The organism is Enterobacter sp. DNB-S2, from assembly GCF_019443845.1.
GTDB classification, from domain to species: domain Bacteria; phylum Pseudomonadota; class Gammaproteobacteria; order Enterobacterales; family Enterobacteriaceae; genus Enterobacter; species Enterobacter asburiae_B.
Genome location: NZ_CP050520.1, coordinates 1,955,408 through 1,971,870, shown reverse-complemented (window position 1 = coordinate 1,971,870; position 16,463 = coordinate 1,955,408). Strand labels below are relative to the sequence as shown.

Here is a 16,463-nt window from a genome sequence, read left to right as displayed (position 1 = left end):
AAACAACGTATAACGGCATATGATCTTATAAGCCGGACGTAGTGACAACCCTTAAAACGTCTCTGAAGAAAATAATGGGGGCTTTTGCTGCAAAAAAAAGCGGCGGAGGATATCCCCCGCCGCTTAAGGCATGACTCTACTCAGGAGCGATTACTTGCCTTTAATCTCATACAGCGGCGTTTGACCCGCAACAACCTGACCTTTCGCCTGAATGACCAGGCCACTGAAGTCATCGATGTTGCTGCAAACGACCGGGCTTATCATGGAGCGCGCGTTGGCGTTCAGGAAGTCCAGATCCATTTCCAGAATCGGCTGCCCGGCCACCACTTCAGCGCCCTCTTCCACCAGGCGAGTAAAGCCCTGACCGTTCAGCGCAACGGTATCGATACCCATGTGGACAACGATCTCCGCGCCATTTTCGGTTTCGAGGCAGAACGCGTGGTTGGTGTTGAAGATTTTCACGATGGTACCGGCCGCCGGAGACACAACGGTTTTTTCCGTTGGTTTCACCGCCACACCGTCACCAACCGCTTTGCTGGCGAAGGCTTCGTCAGGCACCTGCTCAATCGCAACCACTTCACCTGTTACCGGTGAAACCAGCGCGGCTACCGTTTTGGCGTTCGGTACCGCCTGCGGTTTTGCAGCCGCTGGCGCGGCGGCAGGTGCGGCAGAAGCTTCTGCTGCGGCTACCGGACCAGTGGTTTTCATGGCATTAGCAATTTTCTCTGCCACGAAGCCAACGATAATCTGCACGCTGGTTTTGTTCAGGCGAATAACACCGGAAGCACCCAGACGTTTAGCCAGCGCTTCGTTCACCAGGGAAGAGTCTTTGACGTTCAGACGCAGACGAGTGATACAGGCGTCGATACCGGTCAGGTTGTCAGAACCGCCGACAGCGGCGATGTACTGACGCGCCAGGCCTGAAACGTCCTGATCCTGAGCACCGCTCACGTTCACATCCTGACCATCCGCTTCGCTACCGGCCACGGCCAGTTCACGACCCGGGGTCATCAGGTTGAATTTGGTGATAGTGAAACGGAACACCATGTAGTAGATCGCGAAGAACACCAGACCTTGCGGGATCAGCATCCACCAGTGGGTCGCCAGCGGGTTACGGGACGACAGCACCATATCCACCAGACCGGCGCTGAAGCCGAAACCGGCAATCCAGTGCATGCTGGCAGCGATGAACACGGAGATACCGGTCAGCACGGCGTGGATCACATACAGAACCGGCGCCACGAACATGAAGGAGAACTCCAGCGGCTCGGTGATACCGGTGAAGAAGGCCGCGAACGCCCCCGCCATCATGATACCCAGCACTTTCGCTTTGTTCTCTGGACGCGCGCAGTGGTAGATAGCCAGCGCAGCACCCGGCAGACCAAACATCATGATCGGGAAGAAGCCCGCCTGGTAACGACCGGTGATACCGACAACCGCTTTACCTGCTTCGATGGACTGTGCGCCACCCAGGAAATTAGGGATATCGTTAATACCGGCAACGTCGAACCAGAATACGGAGTTCAGCGCGTGGTGCAGACCGACCGGGATCAGCAGACGGTTGAAGAACGCGTACACGCCCGCACCGACAGAACCCAGTTTCTGGATGTGCTCACCGAAGTTCACCAGACCGTCGAAAATCATCGGCCAGACGTACATCATGATGAACGCGACAACGATCATCACAAACGAGGTCAGGATAGGAACCAGGCGGCGACCGCTAAAGAAGGAGAGCGCTTTTGGCAGCTCTACGCTGCTGAAGCGGTTATACAGTTCGGCGGAAATAATACCCACAAGGATACCGACAAACTGGTTGCTGATCTTACCGAACGCCGCCGGAACCTGGTCCGCCGGAATTTTTTGGATCATGGCCACCGCTGCAGGCGAGCAGAGGGTGGTTAACACGAGGAAACCGACAAAACCGGTGAGCGCAGCGGCGCCGTCTTTGTCTTTGGACATACCGTAAGCCACACCAATCGCGAACAACACGGACATGTTGTCGATAATGGCGGAACCTGACTTGATAAAGAACGCCGCCAGCGCGCTGGTATTACCCCAGCCGTTGGGGTCGATCCAGTAGCCGACACCCATCAGGATGGCTGCGGCAGGCAGCGTGGCGACCGGCACCATAAGCGCGCGGCCAACCTTTTGTAAATAACCTAGAATACTCACTTTCTTCCCCCTATGAGACCCCGTTTAAGGCATGTTCTCAGCTCTGTTTTTTATTGTGTCACGAACTATAGATACAGTTGATGCTTCACTGGCATTGTGAGTGTGTGAAAAATTAATTCGTATCGCAAATTAAACGCGTACTTTTTGTGATTTTTGTCACCAAATATCGTTATTCACCCTCCCTCATACTGGCTAACAGCGAAAACTTATTTTATCATTCAAAAAATCAAGACGGATTGATCCGGCCTGAAAGTTTCCAGGTTACGCTTAAGTATCAGGTCCAGATAGCCATCCGCCCACTCTTCTACTTAAACTCTTGAGGTGAACAATGAGACTGATTCCCCTGGCAACTGCTGAACAAGTCGGTAAATGGGCCGCTCGCCATATCGTTAACCGTATTAACGCCTTTAAACCGACCGCCGATCGTCCTTTCGTTCTTGGACTTCCGACAGGCGGCACGCCGCTAACCGCCTATAAGGCGCTGGTTGAGATGCATAAAGCAGGCCAGGTTAGCTTTAAACATGTTGTGACCTTCAATATGGATGAATACGTTGGCTTACCGAAAGACCACCCGGAAAGCTACCATAGCTTTATGCACCGCAATTTCTTTGATCACGTTGATATTCCATCTGAAAATATTAACCTGCTGAATGGAAACGCGCCTGATATTGACGCAGAATGCCGTCAGTATGAAGAAAAAATCCGTTCTTACGGTAAGATCCACCTGTTCATGGGTGGTGTAGGTAATGATGGTCATATCGCGTTTAACGAACCGGCGTCATCTCTGGCTTCCCGCACCCGTATTAAAACGCTGACCCATGACACGCGCGTGGCAAACTCCCGCTTCTTTGACGGCGATGTTAACCAGGTTCCAAAATACGCCCTGACCGTAGGCGTAGGCACCCTGTTGGATGCCGAAGAAGTGATGATTCTGGTGCTGGGCGGCGTGAAAGCGCAAGCGCTCCAGGCTGCCGTTGAAGGCAACGTTAACCATATGTGGACCATCAGCTGCCTGCAGCTGCATCCGAAATCAGTCATCGTCTGCGACGAACCGTCCACGATGGAGCTGAAGGTTAAAACGCTGAAATACTTCAACGAGTTAGAAGCTGAGAACATCAAAGGTCTGTAATTGAATAACCGCCTCTTCATCAAGAGGCGGCCGCTTTTTTTAACCGGGGGTCGTTATGTACGCTTTAACCCACGGTCGGATTTATACCGGCCATGAAATTCTGGATGACCATGCGATTGTTATCGCTGATGGCCTGATTGAACGTGTTTGCCCGCTGGCAGAACTGCCGCTGGAGATTGAACAGCGCTCACTCAATGGAGCAGTAATCTCCCCCGGTTTCATCGACGTACAGCTCAACGGCTGCGGCGGTGTGCAATTCAATGACACCGCGGATGCGGTGACGGTCGAAACGCTGGAGATCATGCAGAAAGCCAACGAGAAATCGGGCTGCACGAGCTATCTGCCAACGCTCATCACCAGCAGTGATGACCTCATGAAGCAGGGTATCCGCGTGATGCGCGAATACCTGGCCAAACACCCTAACCAGGCGCTGGGTCTGCACCTTGAAGGGCCATGGCTGAATATGGTCAAGAAAGGAACGCATAACCCGAATTACGTGCGTAAACCTGATGCGGAGCTGGTTGACTACATGTGTGCGAACGCCGATGTGATCACCAAAGTGACGCTGGCACCTGAAATGACGGGTACGGATGTCATCAGCAAACTGGCTGGTGCCGGGATTATCGTTTCAGCAGGCCACTCAAACGCGACGCTGAAAGAAGCGAAAGCCGGTTTCCGCGCGGGCATTACTTTCGCAACGCACCTTTACAACGCTATGCCGTATATCACAGGCCGTGAACCGGGTCTGGTCGGGGCGATTCTGGATGAGCCAGACGTCTACTGCGGCATTATTGCCGACGGCTTACATGTCGATTACACCAACATCCGCAACGCTAAGCGGCTGAAAGGTGACAAGCTTTGTCTGGTGACGGATGCCACCGCACCGGCAGGTGCAAATATTGAGCAGTTCATTTTTGCCGGTAAAACAATATACTACCGCAATGGACTGTGTGTGGATGAAAACGGTACGCTGAGCGGTTCCTCTTTAACCATGATTGAAGGGGTGCGTAACCTGGTTGAACATTGCGGGATTGCGCTTGATGAAGTCCTGCGTATGGCCACCCTTTATCCGGCGCGCGCAATGGGCGTGGATAAACAGCTCGGCGAAATTGCACCAGGTATGGTTGCAAACCTGACGGCATTCACACACGATTATAAAATTATTAAGACCATCGTTAATGGTAACGAGGTCGTCACTGAGTAAGTAAAAGTATGACACCTGGCGGACAAGCTCAAATCGGTAATGTCGATCTCGTTAAACAACTTAACAGTGCGGCGGTATACCGCCTGATTGACCAGCACGGACCAATCTCGCGAATTCAGATAGCCGAACAAAGCCAGCTTGCTCCCGCCAGCGTGACAAAAATTACCCGCCAGCTCATTGAGCGCGGTCTGATCAAAGAAGTCGATCAGCAGGCCTCCACCGGGGGCCGCCGCGCGATCTCCATTATTACCGAAACCCGCAATTTTCAGGCCATTGGCGTCCGTCTGGGCCGCCATGACACCACGCTCACGCTGTACGATCTGAGCAGTAAAGCGATTGCGGAAGAGCACTACCCTCTTCCGGAGCGCACCCAGGAGACGCTGGAGCATGCGCTGCTGAATACCATTGCGCAGTTTATTGAAAGCTGTCAGCGCAAGATCCGTGAACTCATTGCCATCTCCGTGATTCTGCCCGGCCTGGTCGACCTGGAAAGCGGCGTGATCCGCTATATGCCGCACATTCAGGTTGAAAACTGGGGGCTGGTCGACGCGCTGGAAAAGCGTTTTAAAGTGACCTGCTTTGTGGGCCACGACATTCGCTCTCTGGCGCTGGCAGAGCACTACTTTGGTGCGAGCCAGGACTGTGAAGACTCTATTCTGGTGCGCGTTCACCGCGGAACGGGCGCCGGTATTATCTCTAACGGCCGTATTTTTATTGGTCGCAACGGTAACGTTGGCGAGATCGGCCATATTCAGGTTGAACCCCTCGGGGAGCGCTGCCACTGCGGCAACTTCGGCTGCCTTGAAACGATTGCCGCCAACACGGCCATCGAGCAGCGCGTTCGCCATCTCCTTGAACAGGGTTACCAAAGCCGCGTCACGCTGGACGATTGCAAGATAGGCACCATCTGCAAAGCCGCCAATAAAGGCGACGCGCTGGCCTGTGAAGTGATCGAGCAGGTAGGCCGCCATCTGGGGAAAACCATCGCCATCGCCATTAACCTGTTTAACCCCCAGAAAGTGGTGATCGCCGGTGAAATTGTGGAGGCGGAAAAGGTGCTGCTCCCCGCCATTGAAGGCTGTATTAACACCCAGGCGCTGAAAGCATTCCGCCAGAACCTCCCGGTGGTTCGTTCAAAGCTCGATCATCGCTCGGCGATTGGCGCGTTCGCGCTGGTCAAACGCGCCATGCTCAACGGAATTCTGCTGCAGCATTTGCTGGAAAGTTGATCGGACCTTATAGTAACGCCTTCTTTTTTTGATGTCGGACTGTCCATGACCATTAAGAATGTAATTTGTGATATCGACGGCGTGCTGATGCACGACAACGTTGCCGTGCCGGGTGCTGCGGAGTTTCTTCACCGCATCATCGACAAAGGAATGCCTCTGGTTCTGCTCACGAACTACCCTTCCCAAACCGGTCAGGATCTGGCTAACCGCTTTGCCACGGCGGGCGTCGACGTTCCGGACAGCGTGTTTTATACCTCGGCAATGGCCACGGCGGATTTTCTGAAGCGTCAGGAAGGGAAAAAAGCCTACGTGGTGGGTGAAGGTGCGCTGATACACGAGTTGTACAAAGCTGGCTTTACCATCACTGACGTGAACCCGGACTTCGTGATTGTCGGCGAAACGCGCTCCTTTAACTGGGAGATGATGCATAAGGCAGCATACTTTGTCGCCAGCGGCGCGCGCTTTATCGCGACCAACCCGGATACGCACGGCCGTGGTTTTTATCCGGCCTGCGGCGCGCTGTGCGCCGGTATCGAAAAAATCTCAGGTCGTCAGCCGTTTGTAGTCGGTAAACCGAGCCCGTGGATCATTCGTGCCGCGCTCAACAAGATGCAGGCCCACTCTGAAGAAACCGTTATTGTCGGCGACAACCTGCGCACCGATATTCTGGCCGGATTCCAGGCGGGTCTGGAGACGATTCTGGTCCTCTCCGGCGTCTCTCAACTTGATGACATTGATTCGATGCCGTTCCGGCCAAGCTGGATTTACCCCTCCGTCGATGAAATCGACATCATCTGATACCGAACCACGCCTCAGGGCGTGGTTTTTCATTTATGGCCTACAAAAATAAATTCTCATCTAACAAAAAGCACGTTTCATTGCATAATCATCAATAAAAGAATTTCTGGCGTGCTCTTTTTTCACTATTCCGCAATCACTGTTGCACTATTTCCGTTTTCACCCGTAAAACGCTTGCGCGCCCTGCCCCTTTGCGGCATTTTCATAAGCAAGCAACATTACAAAGCAACAGGGTTAACGGAGAAGGTTATGTGTTCAATTTTTGGCGTACTGGATATTAAAACTGACGCGGGCGAACTGCGTAAAAAGGCACTCGAACTGTCCCGCCTGATGCGCCATCGCGGACCAGACTGGTCAGGCGTTTACGCCAGTGATAAAGCGATTCTGGCTCACGAACGTCTGTCCATTGTTGACGTCAACGCCGGTGCACAGCCGCTGTATAACGAGAAAAAAACGCACGCGCTGGCTGTCAACGGTGAAATCTACAACCACCAGGCGCTGCGCGCCGAATACGGCGACCGCTACGCGTTCCAGACCGGTTCTGACTGTGAAGTGATCCTGGCGCTGTATCAGGAGAAAGGGCCCGAGTTCCTGGACGACCTGCAGGGCATGTTCGCCTTCGCCCTGTACGACAGCGAAAAAGACGCGTACCTGATTGGCCGTGACCACATCGGCATTATCCCGCTGTACATGGGCCACGATGAGCACGGCAACTTCTACGTGGCCTCTGAAATGAAAGCCCTGGTGCCGGTATGCCGCACCATTAAAGAATTCCCGGCGGGCAGCTATCTGTGGAGCAAAGACGGCGAGATCCGCTCCTATTACCAGCGTGACTGGTTCGACTATGATGCGGTAAAAGACAACGTCACGGACAAAGCCGAGCTGCGCCAGGCCCTTGAAGACTCCGTGAAAAGCCACCTGATGTCTGACGTGCCCTACGGCGTGCTGCTCTCCGGCGGTCTGGACTCCTCCGTGATCTCCGCGATCACCAAGAAATTCGCGGCCCGTCGCGTGGAAGATCAGGAGCGCTCAGAAGCCTGGTGGCCACAGCTGCACTCTTTTGCCGTTGGCCTGGAAGGGGCTCCTGACCTGAAAGCCGCGCAGGAAGTGGCGAACCACCTCGGCACCGTGCACCATGAGATTCACTTCACCGTGCAGGAAGGTCTGGATGCGATCCGCGATGTGATCTATCACATTGAAACCTATGACGTGACCACCATCCGCGCCTCTACGCCGATGTACCTGATGTCGCGTAAGATCAAAGCGATGGGCATCAAGATGGTGCTCTCCGGTGAAGGTTCTGACGAAGTGTTTGGCGGCTACCTGTACTTCCACAAAGCGCCGAACGCCAAAGAGCTGCACGAAGAGACCGTGCGTAAGCTGCAGGCGCTGCACATGTTCGACTGTGCGCGTGCCAACAAAGCGATGTCGGCCTGGGGCGTGGAAGCGCGCGTGCCGTTCCTGGATAAGAAATTCCTCGACGTGGCGATGCGCATCAACCCGCAGGACAAGATGTGCGGCAACGGCAAAATGGAAAAACATATCCTGCGTGAGTGTTTTGAATCCTACCTGCCGGCGAGCGTGGCATGGCGTCAGAAAGAGCAGTTCTCTGATGGCGTTGGTTATAGCTGGATCGACACCCTGAAAGAGGTCGCGGCGAAACAGGTTTCTGACCAACAGCTGGAAACCGCGAGCTTCCGCTTCCCGTACAACACGCCGGGCTCGAAAGAGGCCTATCTGTATCGTGAAATTTTTGAAGAGCTGTTCCCGGTTCCGAGTGCCGCGGAGTGCGTACCGGGTGGCCCGTCCGTCGCCTGCTCTTCTGCCAAAGCGATTGAATGGGATGAATCTTTCAAATCCATGAACGATCCGTCAGGACGCGCGGTAGGCGTTCATCAGTCAGCCTACAAATAATCACTCAGATCGCAATCAGGCCCCTCAGGGGCCTGATTTTTTTGCCTCACATTTCACCGTCTAAATCTGATTAATAACCAATAATTGCCGAATATTCGGCCACGCTGTTCGCAACCTAACCAAACAGTCACATTCCGGCTATTTTCGTTGAAAAAGGTGTTGACGCTGCAAGGGTCTATACGCATAATGCGCCCCGCAACGCCGATAAGGTAACGCGAAAAAAGATGGCTACGTAGCTCAGTTGGTTAGAGCACATCACTCATAATGATGGGGTCACAGGTTCGAATCCCGTCGTAGCCACCATCTTTTTTGCGGGAGTGGCGAAATTGGTAGACGCACCAGATTTAGGTTCTGGCGCCGCAAGGTGTGCGAGTTCAAGTCTCGCCTCCCGCACCATTCCCGGGTAAGCGTTGCACGGATGGGGTATCGCCAAGCGGTAAGGCACCGGTTTTTGATACCGGCATTCCCTGGTTCGAATCCAGGTACCCCAGCCATATTTCTTCGATTTTGCGGTTCTCCGCGGTATTGGGGTATCGCCAAGCGGTAAGGCACCGGTTTTTGATACCGGCATTCCCTGGTTCGAATCCAGGTACCCCAGCCATCGAAGATTGCAGTACTGGCTACGTAGCTCAGTTGGTTAGAGCACATCACTCATAATGATGGGGTCACAGGTTCGAATCCCGTCGTAGCCACCAAATTAAGATTGTCGATTTTTCGGTAATCAAGACAAATTGTTGGGGTATCGCCAAGCGGTAAGGCACCGGATTCTGATTCCGGCATTCCGAGGTTCGAATCCTCGTACCCCAGCCAATTTAAAAAGTCGTTAAGCAGTTTGTTTAACGCAATTGGGGTGTCGCCAAGCGGTAAGGCTCTGGTTTCTGATACCAGCATTCCGGGGTTCGAATCCCTGCACCCCAGCCACTTAAGTAACAAAAAAGCCCGCTCTGCGGGCTTTTTTGTTTTTGTTGTTCAGGATGGTGCGGCCTGATGCCCTCACCCTGCCCCTCTCCCACTGGGAGAGGGGCAAAAGATTAGAGTCCCAGCGCGTATTTCAGCGCCTGTCGCTTCAGACCACCGGCACGTTCCGCTGCCATCAATCCAATATTACGCAGAATGCGCACCGGGGCTAAGTCATTGCTGAACCCGGCATAGAACAGATCCATCCCCGACTGCATAATAAAGTTATCCGCCATGCGTCGCGTCTGGTAACGCTTCAGAATCTGATGGCTGGCCCAGTTTTCCGCGTGCCCGCGGGCGCTGCCCAGCACATCCAGTAACGCATCGACATCACGGTACCCCAGATTCACGCCCTGCCCGGCCAGCGGATGAATGGTGTGTGCCGCATCGCCCACCAGCGCCAGCCCTTCACGGGCATACTGCAAAGCGTGACGTCGCGTGAGGGGAAACGCCCCGGCAGCCACCGGCGTAACGTTGCCCAGACGGCCCGGGAAATGCAGGCGGATTTCCCGCTGCAATTGTTCCATTGAAAGCCCCTGCAGCTGACGAATGCGTGCCGGTTTGTCGTACCAGACCAGCGATGCCCAGTTATCAAACAGCGGTAAAAACGCATGCGGGCCATTCGGCGTAAAGTGCTGCCACGTGCTTTCTCCCGGCGCATGCTCGCACTCGACGGTAATCAGCATGCAGGACTGCTCATACTGCCAGGCATGAACGCCAATTCCCGCCATCTGTCTGACCTGCGAGTTAGCGCCGTCCGCTCCGACGACGAGCTTCACGGCCAGTTCATCGCCGCTGTCGAGCGTCAGCAAATACCCGCTCTCGTGAGGATGCAGTGCCTTAATCGACGCCGGAACGCGCAGCGTCACCTTCGGATGCGCCTCCAGCGCCAGCCAGAGCGCCTGCTGGAGCACATTGTTTTCCACCATATAACCCAGGCGCGGCAGCTTCAGCTCAGCGGCATCAAACGCGACGTGGGCATTTTCCCACTCCCAGGTTTCAAGACGGCTGTAAGGATGGGCGCGCATCGCCAGCACCGCCTCCCAGACGCCCAGCCCGCGCAGCAGATCGACGGACGCCGCGCTGATCGCGGATATGCGCACATCCGGTTTGCTCGCGGGATCGAATGCAGGCGGAGCAGCCTGTTCAATTACCGTTACCTCAAATCCCTGCTGCGCCAGCCCCAGCGCCAGCGCGCCGCCGACCATACCGCCGCCGACAACGGCAACTTCGGTGTGTAGGAGTGTCATGGTCAATTTTCCTTATTGGAGAATCCCTTAAGTTTACCGGATTTTTGCGGTCCTGAGACACATAACCTTCATACTGGTCACAACCCCACCAAAGCATTACAATACGCGGCTTGCAATCCTGAGCTGAGCAAGTCGATGACTAAAAAACTCCATATAAAAACCTGGGGCTGTCAGATGAACGAATACGATTCATCCAAGATGGCCGATCTGCTGGATTCAACCCACGGATACCAGCTGACTGAAAATGCGAAAGAAGCGGACGTGCTGCTGCTGAACACCTGTTCGATTCGTGAAAAAGCGCAGGAAAAAGTCTTTCACGTGTTAGGCCGCTGGAAGCTACTCAAACGAAAAAATCCGGATCTGATCATCGGGGTGGGTGGCTGCGTCGCATCGCAGGAAGGTAAGCTGATCCGCCAGAGAGCCCCGTATGTGGATATCGTCTTTGGCCCTCAGACCCTGCACCGCCTGCCGGAGATGATAAATCAGGTTCGCGGCAACCGTAGCCCGGTCGTTGACGTCAGCTTCCCGGAAATCGAAAAGTTTGACCGTCTGCCGGAGCCGCGCGCCGATGGCCCGACCGCCTTCGTCTCCATCATGGAAGGCTGCAACAAATACTGCACTTACTGCGTGGTGCCTTACACCCGTGGTGAAGAAGTCAGCCGTCCGGCAGACGATATTCTGTTTGAAATCGCGCAGCTTGCCGCACAGGGCGTTCGCGAAGTGAACCTGCTGGGCCAGAACGTAAACGCCTGGCGCGGAGAAAACTACGACGGCACCACCGGCAGCTTTGCCGAGCTGCTGCGTCTGGTGGCCGCGATTGACGGTATCGACCGCATTCGCTTTACCACCAGCCACCCGATGGAGTTTACCGACGACATCATTGACGTGTATCGCGATACGCCAGAGCTGGTGAGCTTCCTGCACCTGCCGATTCAGTGTGGCTCTGACCGCGTGCTGAACCTGATGGGCCGCCCGCATACGGTGCTGGAGTACAAGTCCACCATTCGTAAGCTGCGTGAAGCGCGTCCGGATATCCAGATCAGCTCCGACTTCATCGTCGGCTTCCCTGGCGAAACCGCTGATGACTTCGAGCGCACCATGAAGCTCATCGGTGAAGTGAATTTTGACGTCAGCTACAGCTTCATCTTCTCTGCGCGTCCTGGAACACCTGCGGCCGATATGGTTGACGATGTGCCGGAAGAAGAGAAAAAGCAGCGTCTGTATATTCTGCAGGAGCGTATTAACCAGCAGGCCAACGCGTGGAGCCGCCGTATGCTCGGCACCGTTCAGCGCATTCTGGTGGAAGGCACCTCCCGCAAGAGCATTATGGAACTCTCCGGTCGTACCGAAAACAACCGCGTGGTGAACTTTGAAGGCACCCCGGATATGATCGGTAAATTCGTGGACGTCGAGATTGTCGAAGTGCTGACCAACTCGCTGCGCGCGAAGCTGGTACGCACCGAGGACGAAATGGGCCTGCGTATTGCCGAGTCACCGGAATCCGTGATCTCTCGTACCCGTAAAGAAAACGATTCTGGCGTGGGGATTTACCAGCCTTAATCCTCCTGGCCTGCCTTTCCGGCAGGCCTTGTATTTCCTTTCATCGTCCCCAATATCTTCCGCAACGCTTGCGCCTTTATTCTGTGGCGTGAATAATTTCGGTAATGACCGTTTTATTACGTCCTATCGCAATGGGTCAGTTAACCAATTAAAGAGGAACAGTTTGAATATAGATACGCGTGAAATTAGCCTTGAGCCAGCAGACAACGCTCGCCTGCTGAGCCTGTGCGGGCCGTTTGATGACAACATCAAACAACTGGAGCGACGTCTGGGTATCGAAATCAATCGTCGCGATAATCATTTCAAACTTACCGGACGCCCTATCTGCGTCAACGCCGCTGCGGACATTCTGCGTAGCCTGTATGTGGATACATCACCCATGCGCGGCGAAATTCAGGATATCGAACCGGAACAAATTCACCTCGCCATTAAAGAGGCGCGCGTGCTTGAGCAGAGCGCGGAAAGCGTGCCGGACTACGGCAAGGCCATTAACATCAAGACCAAACGTGGCGTTATTAAGCCGCGTACGCCAAACCAGGCGCAGTACATCGCCAATATCCTCGACCACGACATCACCTTCGGGGTGGGCCCTGCGGGGACGGGTAAAACCTATCTCGCCGTTGCCGCTGCGGTAGATGCGCTGGAACGCCAGGAGATCCGTCGTATTCTGCTGACCCGTCCGGCCGTTGAAGCGGGCGAAAAGCTGGGCTTCCTGCCGGGCGATCTGAGCCAGAAGGTCGACCCGTATCTGCGCCCGTTATACGATGCGCTGTTCGAAATGCTGGGCTTTGAGAAGGTCGAGAAGCTCATTGAGCGTAACGTTATCGAAGTGGCCCCGCTCGCCTACATGCGCGGTCGTACGCTGAACGATGCGTTCATCATTCTCGATGAGAGCCAGAACACCACCATCGAACAGATGAAGATGTTCCTGACGCGTATCGGCTTTAACTCGAAAGCGGTCATTACCGGTGACGTCACCCAGATCGACCTGCCACGCAGCACCAAATCCGGCCTGCGCCACGCCATTGAGGTGCTGGCCGAGGTCGACGAAATCAGCTTTAACTTCTTCCACAGTGAAGACGTGGTACGCCACCCGGTGGTCGCGCGTATCGTTAACGCCTATGAAGCCTGGGAAGAGGCGGATCAGAAGCGTAAGGCCGAACTGGCCGCAGAACGTAAGCGCGAAGCGCAGGAGCAAGAACAGAAATGAGTCAGGTGATCCTCGATTTACAGCTGGCCTGTGAAGACAATTCCGGCATGCCAGATGAGGCACAGTTTCAGAAATGGCTGGATGCCGTTATTCCTCAGTTTCAGGAAGAATCAGAAGTCACGATTCGCCTGGTGGATGAAGCAGAAAGCCATGAGCTTAACCTGACCTATCGCGGGAAAGATAAGCCGACCAACGTGCTCTCTTTCCCGTTCGAAGCGCCGCCGGGCATTGAGATGCCGCTGTTGGGCGATCTGATCATCTGCCGTCAGGTGGTTGAACAGGAAGCCAAAGAGCAGCAAAAGCCGCTTGAGGCCCACTGGGCGCATATGGTGGTACACGGCAGCCTGCACCTGCTCGGCTACGATCACATTGAAGATGACGAAGCGGAAGAGATGGAGTCCCTCGAGACAGAGATAATGCTTGCTCTGGGCTATGAGGATCCGTACATTGCCGAGAAAGAATAGTCCGTCACCTGACGGACTCACATGCCGCCACGAAAGGATATCGCGTGGCGGTAAACGTTGAACTAACAAGAGAACCCTTAACAAACGCCATGAGCGACGACAATTCACACAGTAGCGACACGACAACCAGTAAAAAGGGATTTTTCTCCCTCATTCTGAACCAGCTTTTCCACGGCGAACCCAAAAACCGTGATGAACTGCTGGAGCTGATTCGTGATTCCGGGCAGAACGACCTTATCGACGAAGATACGCGCGAAATGCTCGAAGGGGTTATGGACATCGCCGACCAGCGCGTTCGCGATATCATGATCCCCCGCTCGCAGATGATCACCCTGAAACGTAACCAGACCCTGGACGAGTGCCTCGATGTGATCATCGAATCCGCCCACTCGCGTTTCCCGGTCATCAGCGAAGACAAAGATCACATCGAAGGGATTTTGATGGCCAAAGATCTGCTGCCGTTTATGCGCAGCGATGCCGAAGCCTTCAGCATGGAAAAAGTGTTACGCCAGGCCGTGGTTGTGCCGGAAAGTAAACGTGTGGATCGGATGCTGAAAGAGTTTCGCTCTCAGCGTTACCACATGGCGATTGTTATTGATGAGTTTGGTGGCGTTTCCGGTCTGGTCACGATCGAGGATATTCTTGAGCTGATCGTGGGCGAAATCGAAGACGAGTACGACGAAGAAGAAGATATCGACTTCCGGCAGCTTAGCCGCCACACCTGGACCGTGCGCGCGCTGGCCTCTATTGAGGACTTTAACGACGCCTTCGGTACCCACTTCAGCGATGAAGAGGTCGATACCATTGGCGGGCTGGTGATGCAGGCCTTTGGCCACCTCCCGGCGCGCGGTGAGACCGTTGACATTGACGGTTACCAGTTCAAAGTGGCAATGGCCGACAGCCGACGTATTATACAGGTTCACGTCAGAACGCCGGACGACTCACCGGTGCCAAAACTGGAAGATTAATGTAAATGGCATTTGCCCCACTGCTTGAACGCCAGCGCATCCGTTTGCTGCTGGCGCTGTTACTCGGAGCCAGCGGTACGCTGGCTTTTTCTCCTTACGATATCTGGCCCGCCGCCATTCTCTCCCTGATGGGGCTTCAGGGCCTGACCCTGAATCGTCGTCCGGTACAGGCTGCGGCTATCGGTTACTTCTGGGGACTGGGGCTGTTTGGCTCAGGCATCAACTGGGTCTATGTCAGCATCGCCCAGTTTGGCGGTATGCCTGGCCCGGTTAACGTCTTCCTGGTGGTATTGCTCGCCGCGTATCTCTCGCTCTATACCGGTCTGTTCGCCGGCATCCTTTCTCGCCTGTGGCCAAAAACCACCTGGCTGCGCGTCGCCATTGCCGCGCCGGTGGTCTGGCAGATAACCGAGTTCCTGCGCGGCTGGGTGCTGACGGGCTTCCCGTGGCTGCAGTTCGGCTACAGCCAGATTGACGGCCCCCTGAAGGGTTTGGCGCCGGTAATGGGCGTTGAGGCCATCAACTTCCTGCTGATGGTGGTCAGCGGCCTGCTGGTCCTGGCGCTGGTCCAGCGCTGCTGGAAGCCGCTGGCTGTGGCGCTGGTGCTGTTTGCCCTGCCCTTCCCGCTGCGCTATATCCAGTGGTTCACGCCTGAGCCAGAGCGCACCCTGCAGGTGTCCATGGTGCAGGGGAATATTCCGCAGTCTATGAAGTGGGATGAGAAAGAGCTGCTGAATACGCTGAAGATCTACGCCAACGCCACCGAAGAGGTGATGGGTAAATCCCAGCTGATTATCTGGCCGGAATCTGCGATCCCCGATCTGGAAATTAACCAGCAGCCGTTCCTCAACATGATGAACGACCTGCTGCTGGCGCACGGCAGCACGCTGATCACCGGGATTGTCGATGCGCGTCTGAATCAGCAGAACCGCTACGACACCTACAACAGCATCATTACGCTCGGGAAAGATAGCGAGTACAGCTACCACTCCACTGACCGGTACAACAAGAACCACCTGGTGCCGTTTGGTGAATTTGTCCCGCTGGAGTCGATTCTGCGCCCGCTGGCCCCGTTCTTTGACCTGCCGATGTCCTCTTTCAGCCGCGGCCCGTACGTACAGCCTCAGCTGCACGCGCACGGCCTGGCCCTGACGGCGGCCATCTGCTACGAAATCATTCTCGGCGAGCAGGTACGCGATAACTTCCGCCCGGATACTGACTATCTGCTGACCATCTCCAACGACGCCTGGTTTGGTAAGTCAATCGGCCCGTGGCAGCACTTCCAGATGGCACGTATGCGCTCTCTGGAGCTGGCGCGTCCGCTGCTGCGCAGCACCAACAACGGCATCACCGCCGTGATTGGTCCGCAGGGCGAGATTCAGGCGATGATCCCGCAGTTTACCCGTGAGGTACTGACCACTAAAGTCACGCCAACCACCGGGCTGACGCCATACGCGCGCACCGGCAACTGGCCGCTGTGGATACTGACCGTGCTGTTCGGCTTTGGCGCGGTGCTGATGAGCCTGCGTCAGCGTCGGAAATAACCTTCCCTTCTGTTGTCGGGTGGCGTAGCCGCCACCCGACAATTTTCTCCAGACTCCCATTCTG

General features: G+C 55.1%; 12 protein-coding genes and 7 tRNA genes. 17 read left to right on the top strand and 2 right to left on the bottom strand.

The window, feature by feature from the left end; translation table 11 throughout:
• Positions 1 to 150 precede the first annotated feature (150 nt).
• A complete protein-coding gene (gene nagE / locus HB664_RS09310; protein WP_024907027.1) occupies positions 151 to 2,172 on the bottom strand; it encodes an N-acetylglucosamine-specific PTS transporter subunit IIBC in 2,022 nt (673 codons plus the stop codon).
• Positions 2,173 to 2,500: 328 nt separating this feature from the next.
• Here nagE and nagB point away from each other — a divergent pair, with 328 nt between their 5' ends.
• From nagB to HB664_RS09250, 12 genes are all read left to right on the top strand, one after another.
• On the top strand, positions 2,501 to 3,301 hold the full coding sequence (nagB, locus tag HB664_RS09305; protein WP_023310765.1) for a glucosamine-6-phosphate deaminase: 801 nt from the start codon (positions 2,501 to 2,503) through the stop codon (positions 3,299 to 3,301).
• A gap of 55 nt (positions 3,302 to 3,356) precedes the next feature.
• Positions 3,357 to 4,505 (top strand): N-acetylglucosamine-6-phosphate deacetylase, encoded by a 1,149-nt coding sequence (gene nagA / locus HB664_RS09300; RefSeq protein WP_219940693.1) that lies wholly within the window; start codon positions 3,357 to 3,359, stop codon positions 4,503 to 4,505.
• An 8-nt stretch (positions 4,506 to 4,513) separates the two neighbouring features.
• A complete protein-coding gene (locus HB664_RS09295; protein WP_219940692.1) occupies positions 4,514 to 5,734 on the top strand; it encodes an N-acetylglucosamine repressor in 1,221 nt (406 codons plus the stop codon).
• A gap of 45 nt (positions 5,735 to 5,779) precedes the next feature.
• Positions 5,780 to 6,532, top strand: coding sequence for a ribonucleotide monophosphatase NagD (gene nagD / locus HB664_RS09290; RefSeq protein WP_023310763.1), 753 nt, complete (start codon positions 5,780 to 5,782; stop codon positions 6,530 to 6,532).
• A gap of 249 nt (positions 6,533 to 6,781) precedes the next feature.
• The gene (gene asnB, locus HB664_RS09285; protein ID WP_023310762.1) at positions 6,782 to 8,446 is read left to right on the top strand and encodes an asparagine synthase B; all 1,665 of its coding nucleotides are present in this window, start codon (positions 6,782 to 6,784) and stop codon (positions 8,444 to 8,446) included.
• Positions 8,447 to 8,672: 226 nt separating this feature from the next.
• Positions 8,673 to 8,749, top strand: a tRNA-Met gene (locus HB664_RS09280).
• A gap of 8 nt (positions 8,750 to 8,757) precedes the next feature.
• Positions 8,758 to 8,842 (top strand) — tRNA-Leu (locus tag HB664_RS09275).
• 23 nt (positions 8,843 to 8,865) lie between these two features.
• Positions 8,866 to 8,940: transfer RNA gene (locus HB664_RS09270), tRNA-Gln, on the top strand.
• Between the two features lie 32 nt (positions 8,941 to 8,972).
• Positions 8,973 to 9,047: transfer RNA gene (locus HB664_RS09265), tRNA-Gln, on the top strand.
• A 17-nt stretch (positions 9,048 to 9,064) separates the two neighbouring features.
• Positions 9,065 to 9,141: transfer RNA gene (locus HB664_RS09260), tRNA-Met, on the top strand.
• Positions 9,142 to 9,181: 40 nt separating this feature from the next.
• Positions 9,182 to 9,256: transfer RNA gene (locus HB664_RS09255), tRNA-Gln, on the top strand.
• 36 nt (positions 9,257 to 9,292) lie between these two features.
• Positions 9,293 to 9,367: transfer RNA gene (locus tag HB664_RS09250), tRNA-Gln, on the top strand.
• A gap of 110 nt (positions 9,368 to 9,477) precedes the next feature.
• Here the strand turns inward: HB664_RS09250 and ubiF are convergent.
• Positions 9,478 to 10,653, bottom strand: a complete 1,176-nt coding sequence (gene ubiF / locus HB664_RS09245; RefSeq protein WP_219940691.1) for a 3-demethoxyubiquinol 3-hydroxylase — start codon at positions 10,651 to 10,653, stop codon at positions 9,478 to 9,480.
• A gap of 135 nt (positions 10,654 to 10,788) precedes the next feature.
• Here ubiF and miaB point away from each other — a divergent pair, with 135 nt between their 5' ends.
• The 5 genes from miaB to lnt all read left to right on the top strand — a co-directional run bounded on the left by miaB (position 10,789) and on the right by lnt (position 16,399).
• A complete protein-coding gene (miaB, locus tag HB664_RS09240) occupies positions 10,789 to 12,213 on the top strand; it encodes a tRNA (N6-isopentenyl adenosine(37)-C2)-methylthiotransferase MiaB (protein ID WP_033144935.1) in 1,425 nt (474 codons plus the stop codon).
• Between the two features lie 163 nt (positions 12,214 to 12,376).
• On the top strand, positions 12,377 to 13,423 hold the full coding sequence (locus HB664_RS09235; RefSeq protein ID WP_008501053.1) for a PhoH family protein: 1,047 nt from the start codon (positions 12,377 to 12,379) through the stop codon (positions 13,421 to 13,423).
• On the top strand, positions 13,420 to 13,887 hold the full coding sequence (gene ybeY / locus HB664_RS09230; protein ID WP_008501052.1) for an rRNA maturation RNase YbeY: 468 nt from the start codon (positions 13,420 to 13,422) through the stop codon (positions 13,885 to 13,887). Before HB664_RS09235 ends, ybeY begins: the two co-directional genes overlap by 4 nt.
• 89 nt (positions 13,888 to 13,976) lie before the next feature.
• On the top strand, positions 13,977 to 14,855 hold the full coding sequence (corC, locus tag HB664_RS09225; RefSeq protein WP_021242574.1) for a CNNM family magnesium/cobalt transport protein CorC: 879 nt from the start codon (positions 13,977 to 13,979) through the stop codon (positions 14,853 to 14,855).
• 5 nt (positions 14,856 to 14,860) lie between these two features.
• Positions 14,861 to 16,399 (top strand): apolipoprotein N-acyltransferase, encoded by a 1,539-nt coding sequence (gene lnt, locus HB664_RS09220; protein ID WP_193138912.1) that lies wholly within the window; start codon positions 14,861 to 14,863, stop codon positions 16,397 to 16,399.
• Positions 16,400 to 16,463 lie beyond the last annotated feature (64 nt).